16 protein-coding genes and 1 riboswitch are annotated in these 16,143 nt (G+C 67.0%); of the genes, 6 read left to right on the forward strand and 10 right to left on the reverse strand.

Annotated elements, in window-relative coordinates; all coding sequences use genetic code 11:
- The 4 genes from SFA35_RS13400 to SFA35_RS13415 all read right to left on the reverse strand — a co-directional run bounded on the left by SFA35_RS13400 (position 1) and on the right by SFA35_RS13415 (position 3,761).
- On the reverse strand, positions 1–885 hold the full coding sequence (locus SFA35_RS13400; RefSeq protein WP_320571027.1) for an alpha/beta hydrolase: 885 nt from the start codon (positions 883–885) through the stop codon (positions 1–3).
- A 118-nt stretch (positions 886–1,003) separates the two neighbouring features.
- Positions 1,004–1,750, reverse strand: a complete 747-nt coding sequence (locus tag SFA35_RS13405) for an ABC transporter ATP-binding protein (protein WP_320571029.1) — start codon at positions 1,748–1,750, stop codon at positions 1,004–1,006.
- Positions 1,747–2,760, reverse strand: coding sequence for an iron ABC transporter permease (locus tag SFA35_RS13410; RefSeq protein WP_320571030.1), 1,014 nt, complete (start codon positions 2,758–2,760; stop codon positions 1,747–1,749). The genes SFA35_RS13405 and SFA35_RS13410 overlap by 4 nt, the downstream gene beginning before the upstream one ends.
- Positions 2,757–3,761 (reverse strand): ABC transporter substrate-binding protein, encoded by a 1,005-nt coding sequence (locus tag SFA35_RS13415; RefSeq protein WP_320571033.1) that lies wholly within the window; start codon positions 3,759–3,761, stop codon positions 2,757–2,759. Before SFA35_RS13415 ends, SFA35_RS13410 begins: the two co-directional genes overlap by 4 nt.
- 57 nt (positions 3,762–3,818) lie before the next feature.
- Positions 3,819–3,884: riboswitch (cobalamin riboswitch) on the reverse strand.
- A 114-nt stretch (positions 3,885–3,998) separates the two neighbouring features.
- Here SFA35_RS13415 and SFA35_RS13420 point away from each other — a divergent pair.
- From SFA35_RS13420 to moaA, 4 genes are all read left to right on the forward strand, one after another.
- Positions 3,999–4,478, forward strand: a complete 480-nt coding sequence (locus SFA35_RS13420) for a MaoC family dehydratase (RefSeq protein ID WP_320571035.1) — start codon at positions 3,999–4,001, stop codon at positions 4,476–4,478.
- 68 nt (positions 4,479–4,546) lie between these two features.
- Complete coding sequence (locus tag SFA35_RS13425; protein ID WP_320571038.1) at positions 4,547–5,443, forward strand: NAD(P)-dependent oxidoreductase; 897 nt, start codon at positions 4,547–4,549, stop codon at positions 5,441–5,443.
- Between the two features lie 220 nt (positions 5,444–5,663).
- Complete coding sequence (locus SFA35_RS13430; protein WP_320571039.1) at positions 5,664–6,482, forward strand: formate/nitrite transporter family protein; 819 nt, start codon at positions 5,664–5,666, stop codon at positions 6,480–6,482.
- Between the two features lie 20 nt (positions 6,483–6,502).
- Positions 6,503–7,501 (forward strand): GTP 3',8-cyclase MoaA, encoded by a 999-nt coding sequence (moaA, locus tag SFA35_RS13435; RefSeq protein WP_320571040.1) that lies wholly within the window; start codon positions 6,503–6,505, stop codon positions 7,499–7,501.
- Positions 7,502–7,540: 39 nt separating this feature from the next.
- On the opposite strand, the gene SFA35_RS13440 is transcribed toward moaA, so the two are convergent.
- Positions 7,541–8,644, reverse strand: coding sequence for a DUF1615 domain-containing protein (locus SFA35_RS13440; RefSeq protein ID WP_414058395.1), 1,104 nt, complete (start codon positions 8,642–8,644; stop codon positions 7,541–7,543).
- A gap of 98 nt (positions 8,645–8,742) precedes the next feature.
- Positions 8,743–9,570: a DMT family transporter gene (locus SFA35_RS13445; protein ID WP_320571041.1), complete on the reverse strand. Its 828-nt coding sequence runs from the start codon at positions 9,568–9,570 to the stop codon at positions 8,743–8,745.
- Between the two features lie 191 nt (positions 9,571–9,761).
- Here SFA35_RS13445 and SFA35_RS13450 point away from each other — a divergent pair, with 191 nt between their 5' ends.
- Entirely contained in the window at positions 9,762–10,973 is a 1,212-nt protein-coding gene (locus SFA35_RS13450) for an MFS transporter (protein WP_320571042.1), read from the forward strand.
- A gap of 4 nt (positions 10,974–10,977) precedes the next feature.
- Here the strand turns inward: SFA35_RS13450 and SFA35_RS13455 are convergent, their stop codons facing one another.
- The 3 genes from SFA35_RS13455 to SFA35_RS13465 form a co-directional block, all read right to left on the reverse strand.
- The gene (locus tag SFA35_RS13455) at positions 10,978–11,664 is read right to left on the reverse strand and encodes a DUF533 domain-containing protein (protein ID WP_320571043.1); all 687 of its coding nucleotides are present in this window, start codon (positions 11,662–11,664) and stop codon (positions 10,978–10,980) included.
- A gap of 93 nt (positions 11,665–11,757) precedes the next feature.
- On the reverse strand, positions 11,758–12,813 hold the full coding sequence (locus tag SFA35_RS13460; protein WP_320571044.1) for an L-dopachrome tautomerase-related protein: 1,056 nt from the start codon (positions 12,811–12,813) through the stop codon (positions 11,758–11,760).
- 75 nt (positions 12,814–12,888) lie between these two features.
- The gene (locus SFA35_RS13465) at positions 12,889–14,043 is read right to left on the reverse strand and encodes an SMP-30/gluconolactonase/LRE family protein (protein WP_320571045.1); all 1,155 of its coding nucleotides are present in this window, start codon (positions 14,041–14,043) and stop codon (positions 12,889–12,891) included.
- Positions 14,044–14,257: 214 nt separating this feature from the next.
- Here SFA35_RS13465 and SFA35_RS13470 point away from each other — a divergent pair, with 214 nt between their 5' ends.
- Positions 14,258–15,541 (forward strand): MFS transporter, encoded by a 1,284-nt coding sequence (locus SFA35_RS13470; RefSeq protein ID WP_320571046.1) that lies wholly within the window; start codon positions 14,258–14,260, stop codon positions 15,539–15,541.
- Between the two features lie 141 nt (positions 15,542–15,682).
- On the opposite strand, the gene SFA35_RS13475 is transcribed toward SFA35_RS13470, so the two are convergent.
- On the reverse strand, positions 15,683–16,096 hold the full coding sequence (locus tag SFA35_RS13475; RefSeq protein ID WP_320571047.1) for a DoxX family protein: 414 nt from the start codon (positions 16,094–16,096) through the stop codon (positions 15,683–15,685).
- Between the last annotated feature and the right edge of the window lie 47 nt (positions 16,097–16,143).

The raw sequence follows: 16,143 nt of genomic DNA on the forward strand, positions 1-16,143 counted from the left end.
TCAGTCCCTGAGGAAGCCGTCCACCAGCCGGGCGAACGCCTCTGGCCGGTCGCTCATGATGAAGTGCAAGGCGTTGGCGATGCGCACCCGCTTGACCCCCGGCAGGCCGCGGTAGCCTTGCGACCATAATTCGTCGACCTGGTCGGCCGGGCGCCCGGCATCGGTGTACACCGCAGTCACCGGCGTGGTCATGTGCGGCAAGGCTTCTCGCACGTCGGTGAGCATGGCTTCACGCAACGCGGTGGCCACCGCATGGCGGTCGCTGGCCAGCGACCATTGCACGATCTGCTGCTGCATGCCGACATCGCGGGTCATGCCCTGGGCCACCAGGGTCTGCCGGTCGCGGTAGGTGTTGTCATCCAGCGCGAGGATTTCCGCCGCCGCCTGCTCGGCCAGCGGCCGCGCCTGCTCCACCGTGGTGCCGGGGTAGAGCAAGGCGCTGTAGAACGGCAGGGTCTCGACGGTCATCACCCGGCCAACGTCCTGTGCATGGGCCTGGGCCAGCATCAGTGCGCACAGGCCGCCCAGCGAATGGCCGATGATGGCCGGCGCCCTGAGGCCGTTCTGCTGGATGTAACGGTCCAGTTCCTCGACCACCGGCTGCAGGAACGGCTCGTCGGCATGCCACCAGGGCTCGCCGGCGAACCCGGCCAGTTGCACCAGATGCACCCGGTAATGGGCCGACAGCCCATTGGCCAGCGGCCGCCAGACTTCGCGGGACGAGGCCAGGCCCGGGATCAGGATCACGTCGGGACCGCTGCCCACCACTTCCACACTCAGGCGGTCGGAAAGGAAAGTGGCTTCGTCGGCGCGGGCCGCACTGGCGAACATCAGGGTCAAGCTGGCGAGCAACAGCAGCGCCAAGCGTTTGAGCAGGGTGGTCATGGTTGGGCTGGGTGTTCCTGGCAGGTCGGCGGGCGATTGTAACCTGCGCCGTGATATTGAGAATGTTCGCGGTGAACTTTGCGCCGAGGCGGCCCTATCGGGCATCAAGCGGGCCGCCTCACGGCAGATAGCGCACATGCACATGGGGCACCCGGCTGACCTCGGCGCGCACGCCATACACCTGGGCGATCAACGCCGGGGTCAGCACCTGGGCCGGGCTGCCGCAGGCCACCAGGCGGCCCTGGTGCAGCACCGCCAGCTGGTCGCAGAACATCGCCGCCAGGTTCAGGTCATGCAGGGCCATCACACAGGCCAGCGGCAGCTGGCGGATCAGCCGCAGCAGTTCCAGCTGATGGCCGATGTCCAGATGGTTGCTCGGCTCGTCCAGCAGCAGTTCGCTGGGTTGCTGGGCCAGGGCGCGTGCGATCTGCACGCGCTGGCGTTCGCCGCCCGACAGGCTGTGCCAGCGGCGCTCGCGCAGGGCCAGCAGGTCGGTCTGGCGCAACACCTGCTCGACCACTCCATCGGCGCCTGCGCCCTGCAGCCAGCCGGCATGGGGGGTGCGCCCGAGGGCCACCACGGCCTCGACGCTGATGTCCAGCTCGGTGCCGCTGTGCTGCTCGACCAGCGCCACGCGCCGCGCCAGCGCGCGGCGGCCAAGGCCACCCAGGGCCACGCCGTCGAGCGCCACCCTGCCCTCATCAGGCCGGCGCAAGCCGGCCAGCAGGCGCAGCAGCGAGGACTTGCCGCAGCCGTTGGGCCCGATCAGCCCCAGCACCGTGCCCGGGGCCAGTTGCAGGCTGACGTCATCCAGCACCAGGCCGCCGCCGGCACGCCAACGCACATTGTGCGCCGTCAGGCTCATGGCCGGCTCCGGGTGCGGTAGAGCAACAGGGCAAACAGCGGTGCCCCCACCAGTGCGGTGACCACGCCGATCGGCAGCACCTGGCCGGGCACCAGCAGGCGCGAGGCGATGTCGCACAGCACCATGAAGTGCGCGCCCAGCAGCGCCGCCACCGGCACCAGCCGCCGGTGCCCGGGGCCGAACAGGCGGCGCGCGGCGTGGGGCACCACCAGGCCGACGAACCCCACCGCCCCGACCACGCCCACCAGGGTGGCGGTGATCAACGCGGTAAGCACGAACAGCCCCAGGCGCAGCGGTGCCACCGGCACGCCGAGGCTGGCGGCGGCGTCATCGCCAAAGGTGAAGGCGTCCAGGGCGCGCCGGCAGCCCAGCACCATCAGGCCCCCTGCACCGACCACCCCGGCCAGCAGGTAGACGTCCGGCCAGCGCACCCCGGCCAGGCTGCCGAGCAGCCAGAACATCACGCTGCGGGCCTGCTCGGCGTTGGCCGAAGTGCTGACGATGAACGCCGTCAGGGCGTTGAACAACTGCGAGCCGGCCACGCCGGCGAGGATGACCTGGCCGGCCGCCCCATGCACGCCGGCGGCCAGCAGCAGCACCAGGGCGAACGCCAGCGCTGCGCCGAGAAAGGCGCCCAGGCTGATGCCGACCACCCCGCCGCCCAGGCCGAGCAGCATCACCAGCACCGCGCCGGTGGAGGCGCCGGCGCTCACGCCCAGCACATAAGGTTCGGCCAGAGGGTTGCGCAACAGCGCCTGCAGCACCACCCCGCACAGGCTCAGACCCGCGCCACAACAGGCGGCCACCAACGCCCGGCTCAGGCGGTATTCCCAGACCACGCCCTGCTGCAGTCGGTCGACGGCGAAGTCGGCCCAGCCCAGGCCGTTCAACACCGCCTTGGCGGTCACGGCCAGGGGAATGCGCATCTCCCCCAGCGAGGCCGCCAGGGCGATCACCAGCGCCAGGCTGGCCAGCCCGACCAGGGCCAGCAGGACCCCGGCAGGTTTCACGGGGTCGCCAGCCCGGCCGAGATCTGTTCGATGGCGTCGACCACCGCCATGGACGGGTTGAGGGTCTGCGCATCGACAATGATCAGACGGTTGTTGCGCACCGCCTTGAGTTGCCGGGTGACCGGGTCGCTGCGCAGAAACGCCAGCTTGCGCTCCACGTCATCGGCCGGGTACAGCCGGCGCTGCATGCGGGTCAGCACGATGACGTCGGGGTCGCGGGCGGCAATGGTCTCCCAGCTGACGGCGGGCCATTCTTCATCGCTGTCGACCACATTGCGCAGGCCCAGCACCTGGGCGATGTAGCCGGGCGCGCTGTGCCGCCCGGCAACCCAGGGGTCGCCGGCGAGACGGCTGCTGGAGAACCAGTACAGCACCGAGAGCGGCCGGTGCTGCTGGCGTGCGGCGCTGGCCTGGGCGTCGGCCACCCGCTGGCGCAACCTGGCCGTCAGGCGTTCGCCCGCAGGTTCCACATCAAATATCGACGCCAATTCTTTGATTTCTTTGTAAACCAGATCCATCGAGAACAGCTGGTCGCGGCTGCCGTCGGCGTTCGACGTGGCCGTCACGGCCTTGCCATCGCAATCGGCTGGCGACACATACGCCGGTATGCCCAGGGTGCCCAGTTGCTGCGGCGTCGCCACTTCGCCGGTGGGGCCGATGTGATAGGTGTACTGGGCGACGACCATGTCCGGCCGGGTACTCAGGACTTTTTCCAGGCTCGGGGCGTTATCGGCCAGGCGCGGCACCTGGGCGCCGGACGCTTGCAGTTCAGCCGGCAAGGCGCCGAACCAGACGCCGCTGCCGACCATGCGCGGTCCCAGGCCCAGCGCCAGCAACAGCTCGGTGCTGGCCTGGCCCAGGCTGACCGCGCGCTGCGGCGGCGCGGCAACGGTGACGGCCCGGCCGCAGTTGTTCAGCGTAAGGGGGTAATGCGCGGCGGCCTGGGCGGCCCCCGACAGGGTGAGGGCAATGGCGCCCGCGAAAATCAAGCGGCGAATCATGAGTACTGCTCCCTGGATGGCGCGTCCGTGGAATCGGTGATCGGAACGGGGAGCAAGGTCTGGCTTTCGACCGGGTCAGGTCGATCACAGTGGCGCGACCGCGCCGGAGTTGCACCGGCTTCCTGCTGCCCGCAGTTGAAGGCGGCAGACGGTAGGGCAGTTGCCGGCAAAGATCAACTTGCAATGTGTTGCCGTGCATACCATATTGCGACCGAAATATAATAGGGAAGCCGCTCCATGACCGCCACCGATGCCCCTGCCAAGTTGTACCTGGACGACCTCAAGGTCGGTGATCGTTTCACCAGCGCCAGCACCACGCTGGATGCCGCCCAGATCAAGGCATTCGCCAGCCAGTTCGACCCGCAACCCTTCCACCTGGACGAAGACGCCGCCGCAGCCAGCTTCTTCGGCGGCCTGGCCGCCAGCGGTTGGCATACCGCTGCCCTGACCATGCGGCTGCTGGTGGACAGCGTGCCGCTGCACGGCGGTCTGATCGGCGCCGGCAGCGAGATCAGCTGGCCGCAGCCGACCCGCCCTGGCGATCGCCTGCACGTGCAAAGCGAGATTCTCGACATCACCCCTTCGCGCTCCAAACCGGACCGCGGCCTGGTCACCTGCCAGACCCTGACCCTCAACCAGCACGGTGAAGCCGTGCAGCGCTCGCTGGCCAAGCTGCTCGCGTTTCGTCGCCCGCCGCAGGCCCAGGCCACGACCTAGAGCACTTTCTTGGGCAAAGCGGGTCATTCTCTCTATGCTTGAATATTTCGCTGGCTAGGGAGTCATCCATGAAAGTCGGACTTATCGGCCTGGGCAACATGGGCAGCGCCATCGCGCTCAACCTGATCAAGGCAGGCCACAAGGTCAGCGTCTGGAACCGTTCGCGCGACAAGGCCGACGCGCTGCTCCAGGCGGGCGCGACCTGGGCGGCCAGCCCGGCGGAAGCCGGCGAGGCCGAAGTGGTGTTGAGCATGCTGGCCGACGACACGGCGCTGCAGGCCGTGGTCTTCGGCGCCGCCGACCCGCAGGGCAATCCGCTGCCGGGCACCTTGCAAAGCAAGGCGCCGGCCTTGCACCTGTCGCTCAGCACCATCAGCATCGAACTGGCAGACCGCCTCGCGCAAAGCCACGCCGAGGCTGGGCGCGGCTTCGTCAGCGCGCCGGTGTTCGGCCGCCCGGCGGCGGCCCAGGCGGCCAAGCTGTTCATCGCGGCTGCCGGCAACCCGGCGCATCTGGCCCTCTGCGAGCCGCTGTTCGACGCCATCAGCCAGCGCGTGTTCACCATCGGCGAGCGGCCGTCCATGGCCAACGTGGTCAAGCTCAGCGGCAACTTCATGATCATGGCGGCGGTGGAGGCCATGGCCGAAGCCATGACCCTCTGCGAGAAGTCCGGGGTCGCCAAGAGCACCCTGTTCGACGTGCTGACCAACACCCTGTTCAATGCCCCGGTGTACAAGACCTACGGCGAGATCCTCGTGCAGGGCCGCTATCGCCCGGCCGGCTTCGCCGCGCCTCTGGGCCTCAAGGACATGACCCTGGTCAGCAGCGCCGCCCAGCGCAGCGGTACGCCGATGCCGGTGCTGGGGGTGGTGCGCGACCATCTGATCGAAACCATCGCCTGCGAAGGCGAGGACATCGATTGGTCCGGGGTCGGTATCACCGTGGCCAAGCACGCCGGCCTGTAGCGCCATTGAGCCGCTCAATCGGCCGATCAAAACAGCCGATTGGCGATCCGCAAGGCCAGGCAGTACCTTGTGCGCATCGCTGCGACAGATCAGCACAGCCCGCCCTGCCCCACGGATTGCCTTCAAGAGATCGGAAGCTCACCTGGCCCTCGCCAGGCATGACTGGCGCCTGCGCGCGAGTCGTCGAGCGCTGTCCCTTTACGCAAGCAGAGCCCGAACCATGTCCTTGAACACCCCGCAACAAATCGCCGAACTGGCCGTCGAAGCCGGCAGCAAGAAAGCCGTGCTGCCGGTGCCGGCCATCATCATCCTGGGTTTTCTCGCCGGTGCCTTCATCGCCCTGGGCTTTCTGCTCGACATCCACGTCAGCACCATGATTCCGGCCGACTGGGCGTCGTTCGGCAACCTGCTGGGCGCTGCGGTGTTTCCGCTGGGCCTGATTCTGGTGGTACTGGCCGGCGGCGAGCTGCTGACCGGCAACATGATGACCCTGCCCATGGCCTTGTTCGCCGGGCGTATCGGGCTCGGTCAGCTGCTGCGCAACTGGTTGCTGGTGACCTTGGCCAACCTGCTGGGCGCGCTGTTCGTGGCCTACTGCTTCGGCCACCTGGTGGGTCTGACTGAAGGGCCGTTCCTGGCCAAGACCCTGGCCATCGCCAACGCCAAGGTCAGCGCCGACTTCGAACACGCGTTCATCTCGGCCATCGGCTGCAACTGGCTGGTGTGCCTGGCGGTGTGGCTGAGCTACGCCAGCAAGGACGTGGTCGGCAAGGTGGTGGGCATGTGGTTCCCGGTAATGGCCTTCGTCGCCATCGGTTTCCAGCACGTGGTGGCAAACATGTTCGTCATCCCGGCGGCAATCTTCGCCGGCGCCTTGAGCTGGAGCCAGTTCGCCGGCAACTTTATCCCGGTATTCCTCGGCAACGCCGTGGGCGGCGCGGTATTCGTGGGGCTGGCGTACTATGTGTCGTACGCCAATGCCGCAACTGGCGCGTCGTCGCTGTCCAAAGAGGCAGACACGTCAATCATTCAGCCGTAAAGCAGTCGGTAGAGGTTCAGATGGCACAGCGTACGTTGCAGGACAGCTTTTCGCGCAAGGTCGATTACTTGCGGATGTCGGTGACCGATCGCTGCGATTTCCGCTGCGTGTACTGCATGGCCGAGGACATGACCTTCCTGCCGCGGGCACAGATCCTCACCCTCGAAGAGCTCTATCAGGTGGCCAGCAGCTTCGTTGCGCTGGGTACCCGCAAGATCCGCCTGACCGGCGGCGAGCCGCTGGTGCGCAAGGGTATCGTCGAGCTGTGTGGCAGGATTGCCGCGCTGCCCGGCCTGCAGGAGCTGTGCATGACCACCAACGGCTCGCAGCTGGGCAAACTGGCCCAGCCGCTGCACGATGCCGGGGTCAAGCGCCTGAACATCAGCCTGGACAGCCTGCAGCCGGCCTTGTTTCGTGAACTGACGCGCACCGGCGACCTGGCTCAGGTGATCGCCGGTATCGATGCGGCTGGCGCCGCCGGTTTTACCCGGACCAAGCTCAACTGCGTAGTGATGCAAGGGCGCAACGATGGCGAGGTGGCGGATCTGGTGCAGTTTGCCATCGATCGTGGCCTGGACATCTCCTTTATCGAGGAGATGCCCCTGGGGCATATCAGCGAGCACAGCCGCCGCGAGACATTCTTCTCCAGCGAGCAGATCCGCCAGCGCCTGGCCGAGCGCTTCACCCTGCTGCCCTCGACCGAATCCACCAGCGGGCCGTCGCGCTACTGGCGAGTGGCTGGAGCGGCGGACAGCCGGATCGGCTTCATTTCACCCCACAGCCAGAATTTCTGCGCCACCTGCAACCGCGTGCGCCTGACCGTCGAGGGTCGCTTGCTGCTGTGCCTGGGCAACGAACATTCGGTGGACCTCAAGGCCGTGCTGCGCGCCCACCCCGGGCAACCCGAGAAGCTGGAGCGCGCCATCGTCGAGTCGATGAAGATCAAGCCCTGGAGCCATGATTTCCGCCTGGATGACCAAGTGCAGGTGGTGCGCTTCATGAACATGACGGGCGGCTGATGTAGCACGGCCCAGCCCTGGGCCTCGCCGCCACACCCCTCACGACCTGGCCATGCAGCGCACCCTGCGCTCGTCCACCCGCTGGGCGAACCAGGCGGTGGTCAGGTGGCGGGTGATCTTCGGGCTTTCCAGGGTGATGCCCGGCAGGATCGCCCGGGGCAACGGCCGCCCGGCCACCTGCTCGGCAAGGGCGAAGACCCGCCGGTAGACCTCGGTGTCCTCGAAGCTCAACTGTTCGCCCTGGGTCAGCGCGTCGTGGATCTGGGCGTCGCTCATGTTCAGGCGCGAGCCCAGCGAGCGTACCGCCAGCTCGGTCTGCCCGGCGGCGCTCGAAGCGTAATCGACCAGGTCGCCGTCCAGCGCCAGCCGCGTCTTGACCAGGCGGTTCAGCGCTGCCTGAAACGCGGCGTTGCGGCTGGCATAGTGGCCGGCATTGTAATCGGCGAAGCGGTACACCAGCTGCGGATAATGGGTCGGGTAGCCCAGCAGATGTGCGGTGCCGTAGAACACCCCGCCCTGCCGGCTGAACACCTCCTGGCGCACCGTGCCGTCACGGGCATAGGGATAGGCGCGGCTGTGCTGCTCGGCAAAGGCCACTGCCACCTGCATCGGGCCGCCGGTGTGCACCGGGTTGAAAGTGCCGAACAACTGCTGGCCGAGCGGCGCCATGCCGATGAAGTCGTCGAACACCGCGCTCAGTTCTCGCTCGGTGCGCACGCTGGCGATGCGCTGGGCGTAGGTCTTGCCGGTCGGCGAATCAAGGCTCAAGGCGGCGTCGACGACAAAACCCGGGACGTGCAGCCGCGCCGCACGGCGATCGATTTCCTGCCGGGCGATGCGGCCCAGCCCGGGTACCTGCGGGTCGGCCTGAAAGTTGGACTCCTGCTCGATGACCGCGATCACCGCACACAGGTTTTCGGTGCTCGGCTTGAGCGCCTGGGCCTCGAACGCCACCTGGATGTCGGCCGCCCAGCCGCGGCGGTCGCTGGCCGAGGGCGGCAGCAACCGCTCGATGTCGGCGCGGGTCTGCTCGGGGGTAGGCCCGGCAGGCTGCGGCTGGTGACTGCAGGCGGCAAGAGCAAGCAGGGTCAGGGCCAGGCCCGTGCGCCTGGAGGCGCGCACCTTGAGCGTTTTATCGGCCATCACTGGCCCCAGTGACATCAAGAGAAGGGCCGTTTATCAACATCCGGGGGTGGTTCACGGGATGCTCCTTGCAGGGAAAAGAACCGAGGGATAGACATTCAACCGATGATGATCGTGCCGCAGGCGATCACCACGCAGGCCAGCAACTTGCGCAGGCTCAGGCTTTCGCCGAGAAAGAAATAGCCGATCAGGGCGGCGAACAGCACGCTGGTTTCGCGCAACGCCGAGACGGCGCCCATGGGCGCGGCGGTCATGGCATAGATGACAATGGCGTAGGCCAGCAACGACACCAGCCCGCCGCCCAACGCCGTGCACAGGCCCGGGCGCGGCTGCAGCAGGCTGCGCACGTCGCGCAGGGCGATGTAGACCAATGGCATCAGCACGCCCCACATCACGCACATCAGCGCTGTATAGGCCATGGGGGCGGCGGACAGGCGCGCGCCTATGCCGTCGGTGACGCTGTAGGCGGCAATGAAACAGCCCGTGCCGAGCGCGTAAGGCAGGCTCGGCACCGTCAGCCGGCGGCCATTGAAGGCCAGCGAGATGATCCCCACAGACACCAGCGCGATGCCCAGCAGCGCCCCCGGGCCAACCCGTTCACCGGCGAACAGTGCCGCCCCCAAAGCGATCAGGATGGGTGAGGCGCCACGGGCTATCGGGTAGGTCTGGCCCAGGTCGCCGGTTCGGTAGCTGCGCACCAGAAACAGGTTGTAGCCCACATGCAGCAAAGCCGACAGCAAGGCGTAGCCCCAACTGGCCCGGGCCGGCGTGCCGAGGACTGCCAGGCCCAGCGCGCTGGCGACGGCCACCGCCACGCACATCATGGTCATCGACCACAGGCGGTCGTCACCCCCGCGCAGCAGGGCGTTCCAGCTGGCATGCAGCAGAGCGGCGAACAGAACCAGCAAGATGATCGGAATGGGCATTGCGCCATAGTAGCCACCCTTGGCCCGGGAATTAAAGGAAAGTTGCAGGGGATGTGCGAAGAGCGGGTTCAGATGGTGGATCAGGCAAAGAGCAGAGCCCGAGCTGTCGAGAGCCAGGATCACGCGCTCCACGCTACCTGCACCCTGAAATCGGTTACAGTTGGGTCATCCCCGACCGGAATCACTTCAGCATGCCCGCCGAGCCCCTCGCCGACCCTGCGACCGACAAGATCACCCGCGCCAGCGCCGTGTTCCGTGCCATAGCCATCTGCATGACCCTGGCCGGGCTGTCGACCTTTGCCTTGATGAACTGTGTGCAGCCGCTGATGCCGCTGTTTACCCAGGCTTTCAATATCAGCCCGGCCCAGGCCAGCCTGTCGCTGTCGATCAACATCGGCGTGCTGGCCTTGCTGATGCCCTTTGCCAGCCTGGTGTCCGAGCGCCTGGGGCGCAAGCCGGTGCTGGTCGCCTCGCTGCTGAGCTCGGGGGTGATCTGCATCGCCTCGGCCAGCGCCGACAGCTGGAACACCTTCCTGCTCTACCGCGCTTTGCAGGGCGCGGCGTTCAGCGGCGTGCCGGCCATCGCCATGGCCTATATCGCCGAGGAGATCGCCGCGTCGGACGCCGGCTATGCGGCGGGCGTTTATGTCAGCGGCGCGGCCATCGGCGGCATGTCCGGGCGGGTGCTGGCCGGGTTCGTCGCCGACGCCTGGGGTTGGCGGGTCAGCCTGATCGCCATCGGCCTGGTCGGCGCCGCCTCGGCGCTGGCGTTTACCTGGCTGCTGCCGCGCTCGCGGCATTTCACCGCTCAGCGCACTGGCCGGGCAGCGCTGCTGGCCAGTTACCGAGGCCATGTGCGTAACCCTGCGCTGCGGCGCGCCTATGTCACCGCCTTCCTGATGATGGGCAGCCTGGTGATGGTCTACAACTTCCTCGGCTTTCGCCTGGGGCAGGCACCCTTCAACCTGAGCTCGACTTTCGTCGGCTCGCTGTTTCTGACCTATCTGGCGGGGATCTACGCGTCCACCTACGCCGGCAAGCTGGCCGACCGGCATGGCGCTCGGGTGGTCAGCCGCGCCACCCTGGCCCTGTGCGCGCTGGGTGGCCTGCTGATGAGTACCCCCTGGCTGGCGCTGGTGGTCATCGGCTTGATCGCCTTTACCGTGGGCTATTTCGCTACCCATGCGGTGGCCAATGGCTCGGTGTCGAGGCATGCGGGGGCCGGCAAATCCCAGGCGTCGACCTTGTATTTCATCGCCTACTACGTCGGCGGCGCGGCGCTCGGCTGGGCCGGCGGTGTGGTCTGGCTGCACTTCGCCTGGCCCGGGGTGACCCTGGTGCTGATGGCGGCCATCGGCCTGACCTGGCAGTTCGGCCTGAGCACCCAGCCCCAGGCGCGCTAGCGCGTCAAGCGATGCCCGTCTTCGCCTGCTGCTCGAGCTGCACTTGCAACGTCGGCGCCAGTTGCAGGGCGGCCGCCAGGGCATCGAGGTAGTCGCGCTCGGCGGGGGCCTGGGCGTCGACTACCAGCACGCTGGCCAAGTACATCTCGGCAGCGATGGCCGGGTCGCTGGCGGCCTGGGCCACCTCGTGCGCGTCCAGTGGCTTGGCCACCTCGGCGTTGAGCCAGGCCTGCAGTTGCGGTTCGTCGCTGTGCCGGGCGATCTCGGCGCCGATCAGCTGCTGCTCACGCTCGTCGATATGGCCGTCGGCCTTGGCAGCGGCAATCAGTGCGCGCAGGATGGCATGGCTGTGCTTCTCCACGTCTGCTCCGTCGAGGGTATCGACTGTGCTCAGGGCCTGCTGCGGCGCGCTGGGCTGCTGCTGTTGCCAGGTCCGGTAGGCCTGGAACGCGAGCATCCCCAGCGAGGCCAGCGCGCCATACTTGCCGCCGCCGCGCAAGGCGCCGCCAGCGTTGCCAGCCAATAGCCCGCCCAGCAAGCCGCCCAGCCCTCCTCCGGCATTCTGGCCGGCGCGACCCGCAGCAGCGCCCACCAGGCCGCCCAGCAGACCGCCGAGGCCCCCGGCGCTGGAGCTGCGTGCATTCGGGCTGGCGCCGCGCAACAGCTGTTCAAGCAGATCGGTGCTTTTCATCGCGCAGGCTCCCGCCAGGTCATGGTCTGCAAACCATAGCGCCCTGCGAAGAAACCGCCATGGCCGTCCGGCTGTGCGGGCTTTTTCAGCGGCTCAAGGCTGGACCTTGATTTTCAGCACCTCATAGGGCGGCGTGCGCAGGTCCTTGCCGCCGTGCAGGCCCGGGGCTCTCTGCCATTGACCGATGCTGACGTAGAGGTAGCCGCTGCGGTAATACAGCCCGTCCGGCCAGATCAGCCGCCCGTCCTGGGCCACCGTGGACCATTGTTCGGCGCCGTCCTTGCGCAAGATGGCATAGTGCGATGCGTCGCCGACATACAACCGGCCCTGTTCATCGACGGTGATGCCGCCGCTGGAAGACGTCTGGCCTTCGAAATGAATGGCCTGCTGCAATTGCGCTTCGCTCAGGCTGAAATCGCTGAGCAGGCGCGTCGGCAGGCTGTAGTAGTTCGGGTTGGTCGGCGTGGTCCAGTACAGGGTCTGGTGGTCCGGCGACAGCTCGATGCCGTTCACCCCGCCCTGCGGCATGCTCGGCTGCTCGGCGCTGTAGGCATGGGGCTGGCCCTCGACCCAGGTCATGAAACCGGGCGCTGGCGACACCTGGGGCTGGTTGTGGAACAGCTCACGCAGCCTGCCGCTGGCGATGTCGACCACGATCAGCGAATTGTCCGGTTTATTGAAGCCGTTATTGGAAATGTAAATGGTACCTTGCGGGCCATGGCTGGGGTCGACCCGCAGGTCATTGAGTTGCTGAGTGTCGCGCAGCGCCGGCGGGTCGATGCCGATCGTGCGAGTCACCTGGCGACTGGCGATATCGATCGCCACCAGCTTGGCCGCGCCCGCAGGGATGCCATCGATGCCGGCGCGCTTGCCCTCGTCGAGCACCCAGAGGGTGTTACCGGCCAAGGTCAGGCCCAGCGGCGATACCAGCCACTGGTCCAGCGGTCTGTTCGAAGGCACAGCGTGCGCCGTATCGGGAAAGGCCACCGGCTCGCCGTTGACGATTTCCACCAGGGCGGGGTCGGTGTGGTTGACACCCACTCGCGGCAGGGTAAGGAACATCCGGCCATCGGCGGTCACCACCACTCCCGAGGCTTCATCCTTTTGCAGCGAAGCGGCCACCTGCACCTTGGGGTCTGCGGGCGGCACAGCGGCCAGCGCCGGGGCAGCAAGACAAGCGAGGGTCAGCGCGGCGATCTACGGTTGCATACAGGCTCCTTGGGCTCAGGGTTGGGCGTTGTATTCAGGGGTGCCGGCCAGCGGCGTGCGCACCAGCAGGTACGGCGGCTCGCGGGTGTCGACGCCCTTGCCCATGCGGCTCCACTGGCCGAGCGTGACGTACACCGACTGGGCGCCGACGAACAGGCCGTCGGGCCAGACCAGCCGCGGGTCGCGCAGCACCACATCGAAGTGGCCGTCGGGCCAGCGCCGCAGGATCTGGTGGTGTTCCGAATCGGTCAGGTAGAGCCGGCCCTGGCGGTCGATGTCCATGCCGTCGGTCATCACTTTTTCGCCCTCGTCGCGGATCTGCGCCGCCAGCTGCGCATCGCTCAGGCGGCTGTCGGCCAGGGCGGCGGTGGGCAGGCTCCACAAGTGCCGGCTGGTCAGGGCCGCGTAATATAGCCGGCTGCCGTCCGGCGTCAGGGCCAGGCTGTCGACGCCGCCATGAGGAAACTTGCTGTTCTTGCCGTCGTAACGCATGGGTACGCCGTCGAGCTGGGTGACGAAATCCTTCTGCGCCAGCACCGAGGGGTCGTGGGCCAGCACTCGGCGCTGCTTGCCGCTGGCCAGGTCGACCACCACCAGGGCTGGCGATTCGCCGAACGAAGAGTCCGACACGTAGGCGGTGCCCTGGCTGCCATGGGTCAGGTCGATGCGCAGGTCGTTCATGTGGCTGTCCTGCAGCAGCGCGTCCTTGAGCACCACCGAGCTGACGATGCGGTTGCTTGCCAGGTCGATGCCCACCACTTTCGCCGCCCCGGGGGCGATGCCGTCGATGCCGGCGAGCTTGCCGTCGTCGATCAGCCACAGCCGGCCCTGGCTGTCCAGGGTCATGCCATGGACCGAGATCAGGCGCTCGGCATTGCCCAGATTCGAAGGCTCGCTGACCGCTGCCGATGGGTACGGCAGCAACTTGCCGTCGACGATCTCGCCGAGGGTCATGCCCTTGTGGTTGATCGCATGCCGCGGGAAGCCGACAAAGGTGCGCCCTTGGGGGGTGACCACGATGCCCGAGGGCCCAGGCCCCTGAAAAGCGGCCACTTCATCCAGCGAGCCAACCGGCAGCTGACTGCGGTCGATGGTCTCGGCACCCGCTCTCCAGCTCATGCCGGCCAGCCCGATGGCCATGGCGGCGGCCAACCCTGCGTGTCTGATCATCGTTCGTGCCTCCTGCGCTGAGATAGCCTGCCCGTTGTGAAACCGGTTTCAGCACTGGCAACGCGGGCTGGCGGGGAGTTCCATGGCACCGGATGAAATCGCTCTGAAGGGCACCCGATAAACAAAAGAGACAGCGCAGAAATGTCCTGTTACATTACGACCGTCATTGAAAACACTCAGTGGCTTTCTCTTCCTCAGCCTTGCGGAACGCCTCATGGTCTCGACGGTTCTGGCGGCATCCCTGTCGCGTCGCAAAATCCACTACAGCTGGGTCGCCCTGGCCGTAACCTTTCTGACCATGCTGGTCATGGCCGGGGCCATGGGCGCCCCCGGCGTGCTGATCACCCCGCTGCGCAGCGAGTTCGGCTGGGACACCGCGCAGATCTCCGCCGCGCTGGCCATCCGTTTTGCCCTGTATGGCCTGATCGGCCCGTTCGCGGCGGCGCTGATGAATTACTTCGGCGTGCGCCGGGTGATGCTGGCGGCGTTGCTTATCGTCGCCAGCGGCATGGGCCTGTCGCTGTTCATGACGCAGTTCTGGCAGCTGGTGGTGCTGTGGGGGCTGGTGGTAGGTGTGGGCACCGGCCTGACCGCCATGGTGCTGGGGGCCACCGTGGCGACCCGCTGGTTCGCCAAGCGTCGCGGGCTGGCGGTGGGCCTGCTGTCGGCCAGCTCGGCCACCGGTCAATTGCTGTTCATGCCGTTCATGGCCAGCCTGACCGAACACTACGGCTGGCGCTGGGCGCTGACCTTCGTCTGCCTGGCAATCGGCCTAGTGGCCGTGGCGGTACTGGCACTGATGCGCAACCACCCTGCCGACCTGCAGTTGCCGCTGTATGGCGCCGACACCGTGGAAACCCCGGCGGCGGCGCCACGGGATATCCGCCAGATGCTGCTGTCGCCCTTGGCGGTGCTGCGCGAGGCGTCGCGCACCTGGACCTTCTGGGTGCTGTTTCTGACCTTCTTCATCTGTGGCGCCAGCACCAACGGCCTGGTGCAGACTCACTTCGTCAGCCTCTGCGGCGACTTCGACATCGCCGCCACCACAGCCGCCGGGGTGCTGGCGGTGATGGGCATCTTCGATTTCTTCGGCACCGTGGGCTCGGGCTGGTTGTCCGACCGCTACGACAACCGCTGGCTGCTGTTCTGCTACTACGGTTTGCGCGGCGTGTCGCTGATCCTGTTGCCGTTCACCGACTTCACGGTACTCGGTTTATCGGTGTTCGCCCTCCTCTACGGCCTGGACTGGATCGCCACCGTGCCGCCTACCGTCAAGCTCTGCGCCCAACGCTTCGGCCCGGCCAAGGCCAACGTGGTGTTCGGCTGGGTGTTCGCCGGCCACCAACTGGGCGCCGCGTTCGCCGCCTACGGGGCGGGCTGGACGCGGACCCATTTCGCCAGTTACCTGCCGGCGTTCTTCATCGCCGGGCTGCTGTGCGTGATCGGCGCGCTGATCGCCTTGTCGATCAGCGCGCCGGCCAGGCCCAAGGCACTGTAGGCGGGGCCTTCAGCGCACCGTGCAGGGGACCTTGGTCATCCATGGATGGCCCGGGCCCCGAGTCGAGGTCCGGGCATTTGTCGCGGCTGTTCCACGCTTGTCGATAGTCCCTGATTGCACTTTGCGCTCGCTGTGCCCAGATCAGCGGCGGTCCAGCGAGAAGCGCCCTGCCCCGGTCACACTGAGCAACCACAGGCCGCCAATGATGCTCATGTTCTTGAAGAACTGGATGGTATTGGCGGACTTGTCCGGCTCGACCATGTTCCAGAAATGATGGCCGATGATCGCGGTGCCCAGTACGAACAGACTCATCAACAGCGCCAGGGGCCGGGTGTAGAAACCCAGCACCAGGGCCAAGCCAACGAAGAATTCCATGACAATCGCCACCGCTGCCGCAACCTGTGGCAGCGGTGCGCCGATGGCGCTGAAGTAGCCGACAGTGCCGCTGAAAGCGGTGAGTTTGCCCCAGCCGGCGGTCACGAAGAGGATCATCATCAGGATACGGGCCAGCAGGATGATCAGGTCTTTCTGGCGGTCGAGCAGGTTATAGCGCATGGCGTCAGCCTCTAAGTGGGTATGGCGCCATTATTTATCGAATAAAT

The organism is Pseudomonas sp. HR96, from assembly GCF_034059295.1.
Lineage (GTDB): Bacteria > Pseudomonadota > Gammaproteobacteria > Pseudomonadales > Pseudomonadaceae > Aquipseudomonas.

Coding starts and splice junctions, on each gene's coding strand:
- SFA35_RS13475 (WP_320571047.1), bottom strand. CDS start 16,096: ATGCGCTATAACCTGCTCGACCGCCAGAAAGACCTGATCATCCTGCTG.
- SFA35_RS13450 (WP_320571042.1), top strand. CDS start 9,762: ATGCCCGCCGAGCCCCTCGCCGACCCTGCGACCGACAAGATCACCCGC.
- SFA35_RS13420 (WP_320571035.1), top strand. CDS start 3,999: ATGACCGCCACCGATGCCCCTGCCAAGTTGTACCTGGACGACCTCAAG.
- SFA35_RS13400 (WP_320571027.1), bottom strand. CDS start 885: ATGACCACCCTGCTCAAACGCTTGGCGCTGCTGTTGCTCGCCAGCTTG.
- SFA35_RS13430 (WP_320571039.1), top strand. CDS start 5,664: ATGTCCTTGAACACCCCGCAACAAATCGCCGAACTGGCCGTCGAAGCC.
- SFA35_RS13415 (WP_320571033.1), bottom strand. CDS start 3,761: ATGATTCGCCGCTTGATTTTCGCGGGCGCCATTGCCCTCACCCTGTCG.
- SFA35_RS13445 (WP_320571041.1), bottom strand. CDS start 9,570: ATGCCCATTCCGATCATCTTGCTGGTTCTGTTCGCCGCTCTGCTGCAT.
- SFA35_RS13405 (WP_320571029.1), bottom strand. CDS start 1,750: ATGAGCCTGACGGCGCACAATGTGCGTTGGCGTGCCGGCGGCGGCCTG.
- moaA (WP_320571040.1), top strand. CDS start 6,503: ATGGCACAGCGTACGTTGCAGGACAGCTTTTCGCGCAAGGTCGATTAC.
- SFA35_RS13425 (WP_320571038.1), top strand. CDS start 4,547: ATGAAAGTCGGACTTATCGGCCTGGGCAACATGGGCAGCGCCATCGCG.
- SFA35_RS13465 (WP_320571045.1), bottom strand. CDS start 14,043: ATGATCAGACACGCAGGGTTGGCCGCCGCCATGGCCATCGGGCTGGCC.
- SFA35_RS13440 (WP_414058395.1), bottom strand. CDS start 8,644: ATGGCCGATAAAACGCTCAAGGTGCGCGCCTCCAGGCGCACGGGCCTG.
- SFA35_RS13455 (WP_320571043.1), bottom strand. CDS start 11,664: ATGAAAAGCACCGATCTGCTTGAACAGCTGTTGCGCGGCGCCAGCCCG.
- SFA35_RS13470 (WP_320571046.1), top strand. CDS start 14,258: ATGGTCTCGACGGTTCTGGCGGCATCCCTGTCGCGTCGCAAAATCCAC.